We start from the raw sequence: 17,507 nt of genomic DNA, 5'->3' as shown, positions 1-17,507 counted from the left end.
TTTTTCTTATGTAATTCCTTCACGATCACTCTTTATTATATCCCCTTTTCCTTTTCCCATGTTGAACTTTGTCTCAAATAGAGATAGTGCATACGTTAAGCAAATTTCATCATGTTTCCAAACTTCTTCCTCTGTTTGTAACATAACTACATCCCTTATTTTTTGGTACGTATAATTCCCTACTTTATGCAACACACCTACATAACATAAAAAGGTCATATATTCCGTAACTGCTACTTTCCATATGTGCTGCGAAAAATATGGTAGTAGACGTCTCTTCGTATACTTTTTCACATTATTACATACGTATTGAAGGGAAATACAGTCCCCTACCGCAAGCTCACCGATACACTTCATATATATGTAAGCTTGCCATATAAATGGATTTGTTTGAAACGCAAATGAGGAGGGAAGCGGAACACCAATTTCAGAAGGAAAGCTCGCTGGAGGGCATTTTAATTGATATAAATGGCGTAATAGTGACTTATAATTATAATTCCAAATTGGCAGAGCGTTTTGCCGGAAATAGTTCTTCCTTTTCTTCCATTCTTGCTCTATTTTTTCTTTTTGGAAAGGAACAGCAGAAAAGAGCATTTCAACAGTAGTCGTATCACTTGATAAATAAATAGTATGTGAGAAAGAGACATTTGTAGAAAACGGCGTGATAAATACGCATTTCATAAATGATTTTTGTTTCGGACAGAAAAAAATAAGAAGTGGCTGAGGATAAGATTGTAAGGAGAAAGCCAAAAACGAGGAGAATTTCATCCAATATGCAGATTGCTTTTTTAATTGATTTCCACCAATAATCCAGATGACCTGTATACCAGCTTGCCAATACGAGTATGTTCGTTTCGAAAGCTGCTCTATGGAAAGATTCGCGCATTGATATTCAATCGCAACTTTTCTACCTGCTCTCTCCACGAAAATGTCTGGTCTTTGCTGAATTTCCGGAAGGTAATGTTCTATATTCACATGAAACTTTTGACGTTTCAACCATCTATATAGCACTTCTTTACCGTGCATATGATATATAGATTCTGCTTCATAAAAAGCAAGACATACATTCGCTTTCTTATGAGCAAAATGCCAACTTTTTTGTGTCCCTAATTTCATGCGCACTTCCTTTCCGCAAGCTACGCAAAAGAAGCGTTCCTTTTTGCGCATACGTTGTAAAAGCTCTTCATCACGATTATAAAGCAGATGAATTTTCTCTCCGTTTTCTCTTCTAGCGATAAACATGAGAATCACACCCTTTCTGCTCCTTATATTCTACAATTTGTTACAAATTCCTTTAAAAAAGAGATGTCCTAATTTCGGACATCTCTTTCTATAACAACGGTGATAATAGCCGATACGCCGATTCCACAATTCGTCTATGGAGACGTCTTTTATGAAAACGATCGACATGAATTTCACTTGATTCTTCTAGATCTTCTTTAAAGTCTTGAACGAGTTTTCGAATGCTGTCTGTATCATATAAAAAGGCATTTACTTCAAAATTCAAATGAAAACTTCTCATATCCATATTTGCTGTCCCAATCGAAGCCAAATCAGAATCGACGATGACAACTTTACTATGAAGAAAACCTTTTTCATATTCATATATCTTTGCTCCTGCATCTAAAAGCTCTGGGAAGTACGATCTTGATGCGTAAAAGACAGTGCGCTTATCAGGTTTACTCGGCATGAGTAAACGAACATCGATACCAGCAAGTGCCGCTACCTTTAGTGCTGATAAAATATCATCATCTGGAATGAAATACGGCGTTGCAATCCAAATGGATTTCCGAGCAGAAGCAATCATTGCAAAATACAAATGTTTAATCGTTTCCCATTTATTATCTGGTCCACCTGCAACGAGTTGTACTCCTCCCCAATTTCCCCCTTCTACTGCTTTTGCTTGTAAATATTCAGGTGCTAGTACGGCCTCACCAGTCATATAAAACCAATCTTGAAGGAAAATAAGTTGCAAACTTTGAACAGCTTCACCACGTAAATATAAATGCGTATCTCGCCAAAAGCCGAAATATTTATCCTTTCCTAAATATTCATCACCAATATTTAGTCCACCTACAAACCCTTCATTTCCATCAATAATAACGATTTTTCTGTGGTTTCGATAATTAATTTTATCGTTTAAAATCGGAAAACGCACAGGAAAGAACGGAATCATTTCTACACCTGCATCGTTTAATTCTTCGATATACGAATTTGATAATTTAAAACTTCCAACTGCGTCATATAAAAAACGAACGACAACGCCTTCTTTTGATTTTTGTATTAAAATATCTTTAATTTCTGTCCCTAGCTTATCATCACGTACAATGTAATATTCCATATGAATATGATGTTTTGCTCGTTTCAATCCGTCCAAAATAGCCTGAAACGTTTCATCTCCATTTGTTAATGTTCTCGTTTCAGTTTGGAATGAAATATTTAAAGCACCTAATCGATCTGCTAAACGAAATAACAACTCCTGATGCTTATGATCACGCAAAATCCGCTCTTCATAATCTTCATGTCCCTTATATTGTAAAAACGCCTGTTCATCGAGTAACGCCTTCTTTTGGAACATTCTTTTTCTCCGAAAGTTCTGTCCGAATAATAAATAAGCAAAGAAGCCAAATACCGGAAAAATACCTAGTACAATTAGCCATGTAAGTGTTTTAGATGGATGGCGATTTTCTAAAAAAATAACGCAGCCAATTAAAAATGCAGATACCGTAAATAAAATACTAATAATACCTAAAATCGAAACATCTTGTATCCCAATCACATCCGAATAAAATGCTACATCAATAAACATACGTAACGAAACAAATAATGCGAACAATAGTAGAATAAAGAAAATTAGCTTTAACGTATTTTTCATCTCTTACCTCCTAACTAAGAAAGCTTTCCTATTCTTCATATAAAAAGCCGATTTCATACTACAGAAATCGGCCTACGTTTTAGCAGGAAAATTATTGCGAATTGTTTCAAGCGCATGCTCTTTCACAATTTGTTTCCCATACTCACCTACACGATGAATTGTTAAAGTAGATTCTTCTCCATATTCTAAAATAACACTTAAAATACGATCAATTTCCTCTTCATCATGTAGCACTTCATCGAATTCCACATATACATAATAGCGGTCCTCAAATGAATACAGCTCATCTTTTATATCCTCAAAAATAAGACGGTGGCTTAATGAAATAACATCTTCAAAATCATTAAACTTAATTAAAAAGCCAAACGTACCATCTTCATTAAAGGTTGTTCCTATTTGTTCCTCTACCTCTTCCACTAATTCTTGCTGGAATAATGATTCGATTCCTTCATCAAGAGGAATGTCTATAATTTTGTCTACACCTATTGGTAGCTCCAGCTTTTGCCCATCCTTTGACAGTTCTGCTTTCGTTACAAGTACTTCAATCCCTTTATCGACTGCTTGCACTTGAATCCATAGCGGTCCATCAATAAAGAAATCGTCATGATCACGAGCTTCGTCCATCATCTCCCAAAAGAGCTCTTCACTTCGTTCGCGGTCATACCAAATTTCTTCACGGTTAAACCCTCTGTCCTCTATATCAACGTACGTAATAAAAAATTTCATCGTATGATCATTAATTCTTTCAATTTCCAAAATACAACTCTCCCTTCCTGCTTAGAATTGTTATGAAGGGATTCCCCACTCATATGACAAATCAATAGATTCTTGTACTCTCATTTTATGATAAGATTCTCCAGAATGGAAATAAAATCGATTTATTTTACAAAAATAGTTATATGCCTATCTTCATTTGATTGTCTACACGAATATATCATTATAGCGATTTCTTACTCACAAAAAATTTGGACATACATTTCCACATTCCCCCGTACACTGTAATAAGGTGAAACTTCTATTACCGAAGATTTTTTAGTCCCCAAGATACAGGAAACTTTCTTCATCACATACATAAGGTTCGCTTATTAAAACATCATAAATGGAGGCAGACGAATGGACTTAGAGTTTTTAACATCTGTACTAATGATTGTCGGTATCGATGTTGTATTAGGTGGTGATAACGCAATTGTCATCGCATTAGCTAGCCGAAATTTACCTGAACCGAAACGAAATAAAGCCATTTTGATCGGTACTATTTTAGCAATTGTACTACGAATTCTCCTTACCATACTAGCTGTCTACTTACTCGATATCCCATTTCTACAGCTTATTGGTGGGATTTTACTTACATTAATTGCTGTCAATTTATTAACTGATAATAATAACGACCTTTCTTCTATTCAAGGAAAAACAACTTTATTCCAAGCTGTGCGTACAATTGTATTCGCGGATCTCGTTATGGGGTTTGATAATGTTATCGCCATTGCAGGTGCAGCTCACGGGAGATTTTTACTCGTCATAATCGGCTTGCTCATTTCTATACCGATTATTATTTGGGGCAGCAAACTTATTTTAATACTTATGGAACGCTTTCCATTCCTCATCTATTGCGGCGCAGCAATTCTTTCCTATACAGCAGGAAAAATGGTTACACACGAAGATAGACTTGCAACTTTTTTTCATAAAAACCCAAGTTTCACCACAAGCATTCCTTACTTATTCATTTTCACTGTTCTATGCATCGGTATTATCGTTCAACAAGTTCGATTACGGAATGTGAAACATTAAAAAAAACCTTCTACTATATAATAGGTAGAAGGTTTTCATATTATTATAATTAATTTACAAGACGCTGCGCTTCACGTAATTGGAACGTTCTTACTGTACGTGGTAAGAAACGGCGGATTTCGTCTTCGTTGTAACCTACTTGAAGGCGTTTTTCGTCAATCATAATTGGACGACGTAAAATCCCCGGATAGTCACGAATCATCTTATATAAATCTTGAAGTGGTAAAGACTCTAAGTTTACATTTAATTCTTGGAAAACTTTCGAACGAGTAGAAATAATCTCATCCGTTCCGCTTTCTGTCATACGTAAAATCTCTTTAATTTCCTCAATCGTTAATGGATCTGAGAAAATATTACGTTCTGTATAAGGAATATGATTTTCCTCTAGCCATAATTTCGCCTTTCTACAAGACGTACAGCTTGGAGAACTATATAATGTTACCATACAAAGCTCACTCTCCTTAAAGAGTACAAATTCTGTACTAATTACAGTTTAAATTTCTAATTTCAGCAATTTTTCGCGATAACTTGTCTTATTGAAAAGTGCAAAAATCGCATTTCATGTAAGCAACAACTTTTAATACACAACAATTACTTTTAATAAGTAACTTCTATAATCATTATACAATAGATTTTGCAAGAAATATACAGTAAATTTCCTGTTAGTTGAGAAAACTCTTCCGTGTATTTCACTGCTATGTAACATGATGACGCTCACTTAAACTGTCCTTTAACAACGACATTCAACCCTTTTAGCACTCGCTTTTCATAGATTTCTCACATGATATATAGTTATTCCCCCATAATCTTTCCTATGAAAAAGAGAACGTTTTCTTACTTTTTCCTGATAATTCAATTAAGAAATGTAAGACCATACAGGTAAAAACAAAAGGAACATTTGTTCTCATTTTAACAAATATTCCTCCCCCTGTCTATATGATTTCTAAAACACTCCGAATATTTTTCTGACATTTCTTTCTTTTTTTTCTTTTATCTCATACAATAAAAATACAGACAGGCAAAGGGGGAATTTACAAATGATTGCTTTTTTTATTGATTTTGCCATTGTCGCTGCCCTCATCATCGGAATCACAGCATTGATTGGCGTCATTACAAATGGCATCGGAGAAAAACTCTTTGGCGGAAAAGAAAAAATGAAGTTTGTTAACAAAAGTTTGGATGTACAATCCGGCTGGAACCAAGTTGGTGGAAAAGGTATTTATAAAAAACGTACGTATTAAAAAAAAGCAGGTAATCACCTGCTTTTTTTATTTCTCTACTGATGCCCATTTGAAGCTTACTTCGCCACCATATTTATGATTGTACATATCTTTAATTGTTTCTCTTTGTAAGTATGCTCTACCACGTTGATATACTGGAACAATCGCAGCGTCATCAAGTAACATTTTTTCCGCTTCTAATAAGTTCTTCCAGCGAGCATTTACGTCGCTTCCATCTTTCTTCGCTTTCATAATAATCTCATCGTACTTCGGATTAGAATAACCCATTTTATTCTGCGCTCCGTCAGTTACGAACATATCAAGATATGTAACTGGATCTGGGAAGTCTGCACTCCATCCAGAGAATGACATTACATAGTCACCCGCATCTTCTAATTTTAGTTTTTGCGCGAATGGCTGTTGTTTAATTTTCACCGTTAAGCCTGGTAAATTCTTTTCTAACTCACCTTTTAAATATTCACCAGTTTTCTTCGATAATTCAACGTCTTCATTTAATAACTCTAATTCAATTTCATTTTTACCAAGCTCTTTTTTACCAGCTTCCCAATACTTTTTCGCTTCTTTTACATTTGGTGTTACAATATCTCCATTTTCAGCACGGAAATCTTTGTTATCTGGCCCTTTAATAAAGTTATCTGGAATTAATCCCGTCGCTGGCTTAGAACCATTATTTAATAACGTATCAACGAATGGTTTACGGTCAAAACCAAGAGAAATTGCTTTACGAATATTTTTATTTGCTAAAGCTGGGTCTTTTTGATTTAAGCGAAGGAAGAATACAGAAGTATCTTCTACCGTTTTAAAATCTGGTTTCCCTTTATATTTATCGATGAACTCTGCTAATAACGTCGCTCGATCGACTGCGTTTGTTTCATATAAATTAATTGGCGTAGACGTATCTTTTACAATATTAAAGTTTACTTCGTCAAGCTTCACTTCTTTATTGTCCCAATATGATGGGCTCTTTGTCATCTTGAAGCTACGTTCATGCTGCCAATCACTTAATGTAAATGGACCATTATAAAGTGTTGTGTTTGCTTCTAAACCAAACTTCGTACCTTGCTCTTTCACAAACTTTTCATTCATAGGATAGAAGATTGGATAGACCATTAGATCAACAAGATATGGAATAGAATTATCCAATTCTACTTCTAATGTATGATCATCAATTGCTTTTACGCCTAATTGATCTGGACTCATCTCTCTTTTATTAATTTTTTCTGCATTTTTTATATCATACATAATGTACGCTGATTTTGCAGCTGTATCTGGATTAATCGCTCTTTGCCATGCATATACGAAATCTTTCGCTGTTACAGGGTCACCATTTGACCATTTTGCATCTTCACGTAATTTAAATGTATACTTTTTACCATCTTCTGATTTTTGGAATTCTTTCGCTACACCTGGAACTAGCTTATCATCTTTTCCAAGACGATATAAACCTTCCATTGTATTGTTCATTACTTTCGAAGAAACCGCATCAGCTGATAAAGCTGGATCCATCGTTGGAATTTCTTGTGTTTCAATTAAGTTGATAACCTGCTTTGTACCGCTCTTCCCGCTATCCCCTTTTGCGTTCGCTTGCGGCTCTTCCTTGTCATAACTACATGCCCCTAAAATCATGCTCATTGCTACTGTTGATGCTACAAAAACTGGTATCTTTTTTTTCATACTTCCACCCCTCCAAAAAATGTTAGCCCTTTCATTTTCAAACAGAAAGAAATATATATATGTTCTAATAATTCATATTATACACACAAATATATTTTTTGTATATTTATATTTCTATTTTATTAAAATTTTCTGTTAAAGAAATAACTCTTTGTAAACGTTTCATATTACCGTTTATCCATACTAAAGTGCCGAAAATTATTATTTTTATATTTTTCTTAATTATCAGAGAAAAATGAAATTTATATCTCATTATATTTTCCGTATAATTATCCTTCTCTTTTTAACATAAAATAGCGCTCCTTTCATATTAAAAATATGTAGGTTAAATTGAGTGCAAAGGATAAGAAAGTATGTTACGATACACTTTGCTAAAAATAGATATCGGTAAAGAGGGGACGGACATGACAGCAACTCACTCAAAAAACAGGCCGGCAGAGAAATTGAGTTTATTCTTATTAACATGGCCTATTTTTCTAGAAGTTTTTCTTTTTATGTTGATGGGGATCGCTGATACTTTCATGTTAAGTGCATTATCAGACGATGCTGTATCTGGGGTTGGTGCAGCGAATCAATATCTTCATATCGCTATTTTGGTACTAGAAGTTATCGGGAACGGCGCAGCTATCGTTGTATCTCAATACCTCGGTTCCAAACGTTTTATGGAAGCATCTAAAATATCAGCATTAGCCGTTACATTAAATTTAGTGGTCGGTCTCATTATAAGTGCTGGTTTTCTTTTATTTTCAAAACATATGATGATGGCAATGAATTTACAAGGCGATGTATTAACGTATGCGCAAAACTATTTATCTATCGTCGGGGGAGCTATCTTCCTTCAAGCTATTATTAACTCATTAGCTGCAATTATCCGCGTACACGGTTTTACAAAGCAAGCAATGTTTGTTTCACTTGGGATGAATATTATTCATATCGCCGGAAACTACGTACTCATTTTCGGGAAATTCGGTTTCCCAGAGCTTGGTGTTCAAGGGGCCGCCATTTCTTCTGCTGTCAGCCGATTTATCGCACTTATTGTTTTCTTCTGGTTACTATACCGCGTTATGGAATACCGTGTGAAATTACAATATTACTTCACCTTATCAAAAGAATACATCGGAAAAATTTTGAAAATCGGCATTCCATCTGCATTCGAACAAGTTATGTATCAAGCTTGCCAAATTGTCTTCCTATATTATGCAACATACTTAGGAACGGAATCATTAGCAGCTAGACAATACGCTACTAACATCTCGATGTTCACTTACTTATTCGCAATTGCGATTGGCATGGGAACAGCCATTATTATCGGCCGCCTTGTTGGTGGTGGCGAAAAAGATGAAGCATATGAACGTGTATGGAAAAGTGTAAGATGGGCAATTGGCGTAACTTTATGTATGGTCATTCTCGTTATTACATTCCGCACACAATTAATGGGACTGTTTACAGATAATCCGCACATTATTTCATTAGGTGCGTCAGTTCTTTTACTAAGTGTATTACTGGAAACAGGACGCACAATGAATATCGTCATCATTAACTCACTTCGTGCAGCTGGTGATGCAAAATATCCTGTTTTAATCGGTGTATTCTCTATGGTATTAATGAGTTTACCACTCGGATATTTCTTCGTCTTCCATTTAGACATGGGTCTAGTTGGCATTTGGCTAGCGATTGCTATCGATGAATGGACGCGTGCCATTATTATGTTCTTCCGCTGGAGAAGTAGAACGTGGGAACGTTATGCGCTTGTGAAACCGGAAGAGCAAGACGGTAGTGTTTCTGTTCAGGCGCAGTAACACTCGTTTGATCAAGATACATTCATTTGCAAATGAAATTTATATTGGAGATTCTTTAAATAATAGAAAAAGAGCCATCCTTCCATAACAGAAGAGTGGCTCTTTTTCTTATTGATAGATTTCTTTGTATTTCTTATACTCTGCTTCAGAACATAATACGAAATGTCCTGGGCTAATTTCGCGCATTGTTGGTGCTTCACTACCATAATTATGCTGCGATGGATCGTATACGATACGTTTACGATTGCGCTCATAATCTGGGTCTGGAAGCGGAATTGCTGATAATAGTGATTTTGTATATGGATGAATTGGATTCGCATATAACTCATCACTTGTTGTTAGCTCAACGATTTGACCACGATACATTACGCCGATGCGGTCACTAATGTATTTTACCATTGATAAATCATGGGCAATGAATAAGTATGTTAAACCTTTTTCTTTTTGTAACTGTTTCAGTAAGTTTACAACTTGCGCCTGAATCGATACGTCAAGTGCTGAGATTGGCTCATCGGCAATGATAAATTCAGGTTCTACAGCAAGTGCTCGCGCAATACCGATACGTTGACGTTGTCCACCTGAGAATTCGTGCGGGAAACGGTTTGCGTGTTCTTTATTTAAGCCAACTGTGTTTAACAGTTCATGAACACGATCCATACGCTCTTTTTTGCTTTTTGCTAGTCCGTGAATATCAATACCTTCTGCAATAATGTCCCCTACTGTCATACGAGGGTTTAATGATGCATATGGATCTTGGAAAATCATTTGCATTTTACGATTGAATTTCTTCAGTTCTGCACGTGATTTTTTACCATGTACATTTTCACCATCGAACAACACTTCACCAGCAGTTGCATCATATAAACGAATAATCGTTCTTCCAGTTGTTGATTTACCACAACCAGATTCTCCTACAAGTCCAAATGTTTCACCGCGATAAATGTCAAATGAAATATCATTAACCGCTTTGACAACACCACCACTCACATCAAAGTGTTGTTGTACATTTTTCACTTCAATTAATTTCTCACGTTGTTTAGTCATGTTGTTCACCTGCTTTCATTTGAAGAATGCGTTTTTCAACGACTGCCGGCGGTTTTACTTCTGGAGCTTGCTCGTGAAGTAACCAAGTTGCCGCATAGTGTGTATCACTTACTTTAAATAAAGGTGGTTCCATTTCAAAATCAATTTTCAGCGCCTGTGGGTTACGTGGTGCAAAAGCATCTCCCTTTGGCGGTTTTAATAAGTCTGGAGGCGTTCCAGGGATTGCGTATAATTCTTCCTCTGATCCATCTAAGCTTGGCATAGATGCGATTAAGCCCCAAGTGTATGGATGTTTCGGATTGTAGAAAATCTCATCAACCGTTCCAATTTCAACAACTTTACCAGCATACATAACCGCTACTCGGTCCGCAACATTTGCTACTACACCTAAGTCATGCGTAATGAAAATGATTGCTGCTTCTGTCTTTTGCTGAATGTCTTTCATAAGCTCTAAAATTTGCGCCTGAATTGTAACGTCTAGCGCTGTTGTCGGCTCATCGGCAATTAATAATTTTGGGTTACAAGCTAACGCCATCGCAATAACTACACGCTGTCTCATACCACCTGAGAATTGGTGAGGATATTGTTTTAAACGTGCTTCTGGATTTGGAATACCTACAAGGTCGATTAATTCTAACGCTACTTTACGCGCGTCTGCTCTACTCATCCCTTGGTGTTTAATAAGACCTTCCATAATTTGATTCCCAATTGTCATCGTTGGATTTAATGATGTCATAGGATCTTGGAAAATCATCGCGATATCTTTACCGCGTACTTGCTGCATTTCTTTTTCCGTTAATTTCGTTAAATCACGGCCATCAAATACAATCTCTCCATTTTTAATACGTCCTGGAGGATTCGGGATTAATCCCATTAGCGCTTTAGAAGTAACTGATTTCCCAGAACCAGACTCTCCTACAATCGCTAATGTTTCCCCTTTTTTCAAATCAAAAGTAACTCCGCGCACTGCTTGTACTTCACCTGCATGTGTATCAAAGGAGACTTGTAAATCTTTTACCTCTAACAATGTTTTCATTTTTACTTCTCCCTCCTCGTTTACTTACGCATTTTTGGATCTAACGCATCGCGTAATCCATCTGCCATTAAGTTGAATGCTAAAATTAACATACTGATGACAACCGCAGGGATGAACATCATGTGTGGATACGTTTGAATAGATTTATAACCATCATTTACAAGAGAACCAAGTGATGCAAATGGTGGCTGGATTCCTAAACCGATGAAACTTAAGAACGCTTCACCAAACACCGCTGACGGAATTGTAAACATTGTCATTACGATAATAGGTCCCATTACGTTTGGAATTAAGTGTTTTACAATTAATTGTGTGTTTGTTGCACCTAATGTACGAGATGCTAATACATACTCTTGGTTTTTTAACTTTAAGATTTGTCCACGAACAATCCGCGACATCCCTATCCAACCTGTAATCGCCATCGCGAGTGTGATCGACCAAATACCAGATCCCATAATGATTACCATTAAAATAACGATGATTAAGTATGGAATACCGTTAATAATCTCCATAATACGTTGCATAATATTATCTACTCTACCGCCGTAGAATGCTGAAACTCCTCCGTATGCAACCCCAATTACTAAGTCAATTGCTGCTGCTAAAAGAGCGATATATAATGATACGCGTGTACCTTCCCATGTTCTTGTCCATAAGTCACGGCCAAGATCATCTGTACCAAACCAGAAGTACTCTTTAATATCACGTTTTGCATATTGGTCAACACCATATTGATCTGTACCGTCAAATGGTAACCAATGAACATTTTCAATAACTGGAATTTTCGGTGGTAATTTCGCACGACCTAAATCTTGCTCTTTATACGAGTGTTTACTTACCATAGGTCCAAAAATCGCTAATAGTGTGATGATAACTAATAATACAAGACCAAGCATCGCACCTTTATGTTGGAACAAGCGTCTTCTTACATCTTGCCAAAACGTTAAGCTTGGACGGGCAATGACTTCATTATCAACATTATTTTGATTTGCTTGCTGAAATAGATCTGGAGATAATTTTTGTACATCTTTCATCATTTTTTCCCTCCCGCTAAACGAATACGAGGATCAATAATTCCGTATAAAATATCGACAATGAAAATAACTAATATGAAGATTGCACTATAGAAAATCGTAGTTCCCATAATAACTGTATAGTCATTTAAAGTAATCGATTTAACGAATTGTTCCCCAAGTCCTGGTACAGCATAAATTTGCTCGATAACAAGTGTCCCTGTAATTAATGCAGCAACCATTGGTCCTAAAATTGTTACAACTGGAATTAACGCGTTACGAAGTGCGTGTTTTACAATGATAACGCCTTGGCTAATCCCTTTTGCTTTCGCTGTTAAAATATAGTCAGACTGCATAACTTCAATTAATTCTGCACGAGAGAAACGTGCGATTGTTGCGATAACTCCCATTGATAGTGCAATTGTAGGCATTACAGTAAACTCTGGTCCTTTCCAGAATGCTACTGGGAACCAGCCAAGTTTTACCCCTACGAAATATTGCAGTAATGCGGCGAATACGAATGATGGTACTGACATCCCGAGTACCGAAATAACTGTTGCACTATAATCCACCCACGTATTATTACGAAGTGCGGCAACAATCCCTAAAATTAATCCGACAAATGTTCCTAAAATAATCGCTTGTAAACCAAGTTGTGCTGATGGTCCAATACGATCCACAATCATATCTGTTACTGGACGGTTATCATATTGGAATGATACCCCTAAATCACCTTGTGCTAAGTTACCTAAGTAACGTGCATATTGAACTGGTACTGGATCATTCAATCCGTATTTTTCAAGAATGATTTCTTTTTGTGCCGGCGATAGCTTCTCCTGGTTTTTAAGCGGAGAACCCGGAAGTAATTTCATCAAAAAGAAAGTCAGTGTAGTAATTAAAAATAATGTCAAAGCCATGTACACGAAACGTTTTAATACATAACGTCCCATAGTCAAGCACCTCCCCGTTTTTCTCAAAAGCAATAAGATAGTTTAAAATATTCTTACTTTTATTTTTTTAAAATAAGAGCATATGCCCATCATAGGCACATACCCCTGTAAACGATGGAAAAAAAGATTATTTTTATTCAACAGATGCCCATTTGTAAGTTAATTTACCCCCATAGTTGATTGGGATAATATCTTTTACAGCACCTTTTACTACATACGCTGAGCCTTTTTGGAAGATCGGAGCGATAACCGCATCCTCTTTAACTAGCATTTTCTCTACTTCTAAAAGGTCGTTCCAGCGAGCTTGTAAATCTTTTGTATCTGTTTTAGCTTTTAGAATTAACTCATCATATTTCGGATTAGAATATCCTGTTTTATTTTGAGAACCATTCGTAACAAACATATCTAAATATGAGATTGGATCTGGGAAATCTGGTCCCCAAATACCATACGCAATATCATATTGCTGAGAATCTTCTAATTTATTTTTTTGTGCGAATGGCTGTTGTTTCATTTTAATCGTTAAACCAGGTAAGTTCTTTTCCATCTCACCTTTTAAGAATTCGCCAATTTTTTTAGCATCTTCATTATCGAAGTTTAAGAATTCTAGTTCGATTTTATCAGTGCCAAGCTCTTTCTTCGCTGTTTCCCAAAGCTTTTTCGCTTCTTTTGGATTTGTTTCAACTAACTTTCCATTTTCATCTCGGAAGTCTTTTTTATTCGGGCCTTCAGCGAAATCTTTTCCAACAAATCCGTAAGCTCCAATTGCACCGTTATTTAAAATAACTTTTGCAATGTTATCACGGTCAAATGACATTGAAATTGCTTTTCTTAAGTTTTTATTACTTAAGTATTGATTACTTTGATTAAATCTTAAGTAAGCAACACCTGCTTCTTTTCTTGTTTCGAACTCTGGGCTTTGTCTAAATTTATCAACAAATTCCGACGTTAAAGCCGCACGATCAATCGCGTTTGTCTCATATAAATTCACATCAGTTGCTGTATTTTTTACAATATTAAAATTAATCTCTTCGATTTTAACCGTTTTATTGTCCCAATATGAAGGGTTCTTCTTGAATTGGAAACTTTGTTCATGTTTCCAATCACTCATTACGAATGGCCCGTTATATAGTGTTGTATTTGCCTCTAAACCGAATTTATCACCTTGTGCTTTTACAAAGTTTTCATTCAGTGGGTAAAATACTGGATAAACTGTTAAATCGATAAAGTAAGGAACAGGGTTGTCTAATTCCACTTCTAATGTATAATCATCAATCGCTTTTACACCTAATTGATCAGCAGGTAATTCTTTTTTATGAATCTTCTCTGCATTTTTAATATCAAACATAATGTACGAATACGTCGCTTTTGTATCTGGATTTACTGCTCTTTTCCATGAATACACAAAGTCTTTCGCTGTTACAGGTTCCCCATTCGACCATTTCGCATCTTTTCTTAATTTAAATATGTATTTCTTCCCATCATCTAGTTTTTCGACATCTTCAGCAATTCCCGGCATTCTCTTTTGATCTTTGCCGATACGATATAAACCTTCCATCGTGTTATTTAATGCTGTAGAAGATGAAGAATCAGATGCTAATGATGCATCCATTGACGGAATTTCAGATAACTCTGTTAAATTAAGAATCTGTTTTCCATTACTACTACTAGTAGCATTCTCTTTCCCTTTTGCTTTTGCGTCATCTTTTTCGTAGCTACACGCGCTAAGCAACATACTTGCAGTTAAAGTTGATGCAAGTAATAACGGTATCTTTTTCTTCATGTTGTGTTGCCTCCCCTAATTGCACTTCCTGTACCCCCACTTGTTAAAAAGTAGAATTGAAAGAATAATCTCCAAGTTTCTACAATTTTCATTATACATATAATACGACGATTGTGAATATAGTTTTTTGTTTTTTTGTTAAAATTTTTAATAAAATGTTTATTTTTTTATTTTTCTGTAAAGGGATACGTTAACATTGCTACCATCATCTTGAAATCAGACCTTTAATTGCGTATAATTTTCAAAAAATTATTTCTAGTACTTATTATAGCTTTTATAGTATAATAATTCTAGTAATATTTTGACGGAGGGGAATATTTTGAATAAAGTTTTTTTCCATACTTGTATACTAATTTTTATAGCGATCATTGCTTCTAGTATTGGCGCATTCCTCATTTCATCTCAATTTTTGTTGAATTTTGTCAATATCTCGTTTTATATCGCACTATTTTTTATTCTGGTTGGTGGTTTTTTATACATATTTCAAAATGGATTTTTTAATGTAACCATGTATGCTTTCCAAAAAGTATTTGGTACGAACAAAAAAATAGACTCTTTAATTGAAGAAGCAGAGGAACCTGTTAATAAGAAAGAACGTATTTATAAAACATATTCATTCAAATGGACATATCCTATATGTATTACAGGCATCGTACTTGGGGTGTTCTCGACTCTCATTAGCTTTACTATTTTGATGTAGTTTGCAAACACTAGCCCATATGATATAATTATCAGCAAAACATTTTGTTATAAAACTTTAGTTCTTTCATATTAAAAGAGCTCAAGTAACAATAAATAAATTTATATGTATGCGATGACAAAGAAGAGTACATATTGAGGCAATTTCAGAGAGCTTGTGGTTGGTGTGAACAAGTAATTGTACAATGTGGAATGGGCTTTTGAGCACCAAACCGAACCGAAAGTAGTAGGCTTTGGCGTTATATCCAAACGTTATTATGGATTAAAGAGATTTCACAGTAGTGAAATAATTAGGGTGGTACCGCGGTCCATTCGTCCCTATCATTTTTGGGATGAATGGGCTTTTTTGTTTGCCTTCTCTTCCCTATCACGCATTCAATTTTAGGAGGAATTACTTATGTCAGTTATCTTTTCTGGTATTCAGCCGAGTGGAACGATTACACTTGGAAACTATTTAGGAGCTATGAAGCAATTTACAGAACTCCAAAACGAACACGACTGTTATTTCTGTATTGTAAACCAACATGCTATTACAGTACCTCAAGATTCCGTACAACTTCGTAAAAATATCCGCAGTCTTGCAGCTTTATATGTTGCATGCGGCATCGATCCTGAAAAAGCTACTTTATTTGTACAATCAGAAGTACCAGCACACGCTCAATTAGGATGGATTATGCAATCTGTTGCTTACGTTGGGGAATTAGAGCGCATGACACAATATAAAGATAAAGCATCAGGTAGAGATTCAGTTCCAGCTGGATTACTTACGTATCCACCATTAATGGCTGCTGATATTTTACTTTACAACACTGAAATCGTACCAGTTGGTGACGACCAAAAGCAACATATCGAATTGACACGTGACCTAGCAGACCGTTTCAACAAACGTTACCGTGAAATCTTTACAATGCCAGAAATTCGCATTCCAAAAGTAGGAGCTCGCGTTATGTCATTAACAGAACCTACGAGAAAAATGAGTAAATCTGATCCAAACCCAAAATCGATGATCAGTATGCTTGATGAGCCAAAAACAATTGAAAAGAAAATTAAAAGTGCCGTAACTGATTCTGAAGGTATCGTGAAATTTGATAAAGAAAACAAACCTGGTATCTCTAACTTATTAACAATCTACTCTTCATTCTCAGGAAAAACAGTTGAAGAAATAGAAGCAATGTACGAAGGAAAAGGATACGGTGACTTCAAAGGCGACCTAGCACAAGTAGTCGTAGAAGCAATTCGCCCAATCCAAGACAAATATAACGAACTAATCAACTCACCAGAACTAGACGAAATTCTAGACAAAGGTGCCGAAAAAGCAAACCGCGTTGCATTCAAACAACTACGCAAAGTAGAAAACGCAATGGGATTAAGTAGAAAGCGTAGGTAACATAAAAAGCGGAGGCGACTGTTTAGCCCTGACGGCTAAGGTTCTTTCGCATAGAAGACGCTCTTTGTCTTCTTATGCGGAAGGTTCTTAGACGCGAAGGGCTAGGAGCCGGAGCTGGATTTCATAAAAAGCGGAGGCGACTGTTTAGCCCTGACGGCTAAGGTTCTTTCGCATAGAAGACGCTCTTTGTCTTCTTATGCGGAAGGTTCTTAGACGCG

15 protein-coding genes and 1 other annotated feature are annotated in these 17,507 nt (G+C 35.9%); of the genes, 5 read left to right on the top strand and 10 right to left on the bottom strand.

Going from position 1 to position 17,507, the window contains the following annotated elements; genetic code table 11:
* Positions 1-6 precede the first annotated feature (6 nt).
* The 3 genes from ACQKNI_RS04840 to mecA form a co-directional block, all read right to left on the bottom strand.
* Positions 7-1,251 (bottom strand): competence protein CoiA, encoded by a 1,245-nt coding sequence (locus tag ACQKNI_RS04840; protein ID WP_427282232.1) that lies wholly within the window; start codon positions 1,249-1,251, stop codon positions 7-9.
* A gap of 79 nt (positions 1,252-1,330) precedes the next feature.
* A complete protein-coding gene (locus ACQKNI_RS04835; protein WP_088231429.1) occupies positions 1,331-2,875 on the bottom strand; it encodes a cardiolipin synthase in 1,545 nt (514 codons plus the stop codon).
* A gap of 72 nt (positions 2,876-2,947) precedes the next feature.
* Positions 2,948-3,631 (bottom strand): adaptor protein MecA, encoded by a 684-nt coding sequence (mecA, locus tag ACQKNI_RS04830; protein WP_088231430.1) that lies wholly within the window; start codon positions 3,629-3,631, stop codon positions 2,948-2,950.
* A gap of 357 nt (positions 3,632-3,988) precedes the next feature.
* On the opposite strand from mecA, the gene ACQKNI_RS04825 reads away from it, so the two are divergent.
* A complete protein-coding gene (locus ACQKNI_RS04825) occupies positions 3,989-4,663 on the top strand; it encodes a TerC family protein (RefSeq protein WP_088231431.1) in 675 nt (224 codons plus the stop codon).
* 49 nt (positions 4,664-4,712) lie between these two features.
* On the opposite strand, the gene spx is transcribed toward ACQKNI_RS04825, so the two are convergent.
* A complete protein-coding gene (gene spx / locus ACQKNI_RS04820; protein ID WP_000258267.1) occupies positions 4,713-5,108 on the bottom strand; it encodes a transcriptional regulator Spx in 396 nt (131 codons plus the stop codon).
* Positions 5,109-5,700: 592 nt separating this feature from the next.
* Here spx and ACQKNI_RS04815 point away from each other — a divergent pair.
* Positions 5,701-5,904: a hypothetical protein gene (locus ACQKNI_RS04815; protein WP_088231434.1), complete on the top strand. Its 204-nt coding sequence runs from the start codon at positions 5,701-5,703 to the stop codon at positions 5,902-5,904.
* 27 nt (positions 5,905-5,931) lie between these two features.
* On the opposite strand, the gene ACQKNI_RS04810 is transcribed toward ACQKNI_RS04815, so the two are convergent.
* The gene (locus ACQKNI_RS04810; RefSeq protein ID WP_088231435.1) at positions 5,932-7,578 is read right to left on the bottom strand and encodes a peptide ABC transporter substrate-binding protein; all 1,647 of its coding nucleotides are present in this window, start codon (positions 7,576-7,578) and stop codon (positions 5,932-5,934) included.
* Positions 7,579-7,931: 353 nt separating this feature from the next.
* Here ACQKNI_RS04810 and ACQKNI_RS04805 point away from each other — a divergent pair, with 353 nt between their 5' ends.
* Entirely contained in the window at positions 7,932-9,377 is a 1,446-nt protein-coding gene (locus ACQKNI_RS04805; RefSeq protein WP_140417403.1) for an MATE family efflux transporter, read from the top strand.
* A gap of 108 nt (positions 9,378-9,485) precedes the next feature.
* On the opposite strand, the gene ACQKNI_RS04800 is transcribed toward ACQKNI_RS04805, so the two are convergent.
* The 5 genes from ACQKNI_RS04800 to ACQKNI_RS04780 all read right to left on the bottom strand — a co-directional run bounded on the left by ACQKNI_RS04800 (position 9,486) and on the right by ACQKNI_RS04780 (position 15,203).
* Positions 9,486-10,421, bottom strand: a complete 936-nt coding sequence (locus ACQKNI_RS04800; RefSeq protein WP_088231437.1) for an ABC transporter ATP-binding protein — start codon at positions 10,419-10,421, stop codon at positions 9,486-9,488.
* Positions 10,414-11,457, bottom strand: coding sequence for an ABC transporter ATP-binding protein (locus tag ACQKNI_RS04795; RefSeq protein WP_000854340.1), 1,044 nt, complete (start codon positions 11,455-11,457; stop codon positions 10,414-10,416). The genes ACQKNI_RS04800 and ACQKNI_RS04795 overlap by 8 nt, the downstream gene beginning before the upstream one ends.
* Before the next feature lie 20 nt (positions 11,458-11,477).
* Positions 11,478-12,494 (bottom strand): oligopeptide ABC transporter permease, encoded by a 1,017-nt coding sequence (gene opp3C / locus ACQKNI_RS04790; RefSeq protein ID WP_088231438.1) that lies wholly within the window; start codon positions 12,492-12,494, stop codon positions 11,478-11,480.
* Positions 12,491-13,420 (bottom strand): oligopeptide ABC transporter permease, encoded by a 930-nt coding sequence (opp3b, locus tag ACQKNI_RS04785; RefSeq protein WP_088231439.1) that lies wholly within the window; start codon positions 13,418-13,420, stop codon positions 12,491-12,493. Before opp3b ends, opp3C begins: the two co-directional genes overlap by 4 nt.
* 133 nt (positions 13,421-13,553) lie before the next feature.
* Positions 13,554-15,203, bottom strand: a complete 1,650-nt coding sequence (locus tag ACQKNI_RS04780) for a peptide ABC transporter substrate-binding protein (protein ID WP_088231440.1) — start codon at positions 15,201-15,203, stop codon at positions 13,554-13,556.
* A gap of 319 nt (positions 15,204-15,522) precedes the next feature.
* On the opposite strand from ACQKNI_RS04780, the gene ACQKNI_RS04775 reads away from it, so the two are divergent.
* Both ACQKNI_RS04775 and trpS read left to right on the top strand, forming a co-directional pair.
* A complete protein-coding gene (locus ACQKNI_RS04775; protein WP_088231441.1) occupies positions 15,523-15,903 on the top strand; it encodes a DUF3899 domain-containing protein in 381 nt (126 codons plus the stop codon).
* A gap of 105 nt (positions 15,904-16,008) precedes the next feature.
* Positions 16,009-16,225 (top strand) — a binding site (T-box leader).
* A gap of 74 nt (positions 16,226-16,299) precedes the next feature.
* Positions 16,300-17,289: a tryptophan--tRNA ligase gene (gene trpS, locus ACQKNI_RS04770; protein ID WP_088231442.1), complete on the top strand. Its 990-nt coding sequence runs from the start codon at positions 16,300-16,302 to the stop codon at positions 17,287-17,289.
* Positions 17,290-17,507: the final 218 nt, after the last annotated feature.

The organism is Bacillus sp. NPDC094064 (genome assembly GCF_050279585.1).
Lineage (GTDB): Bacteria > Bacillota > Bacilli > Bacillales > Bacillaceae_G > Bacillus_A.
This window is presented reverse-complemented; position numbering and strand designations above follow the sequence as displayed.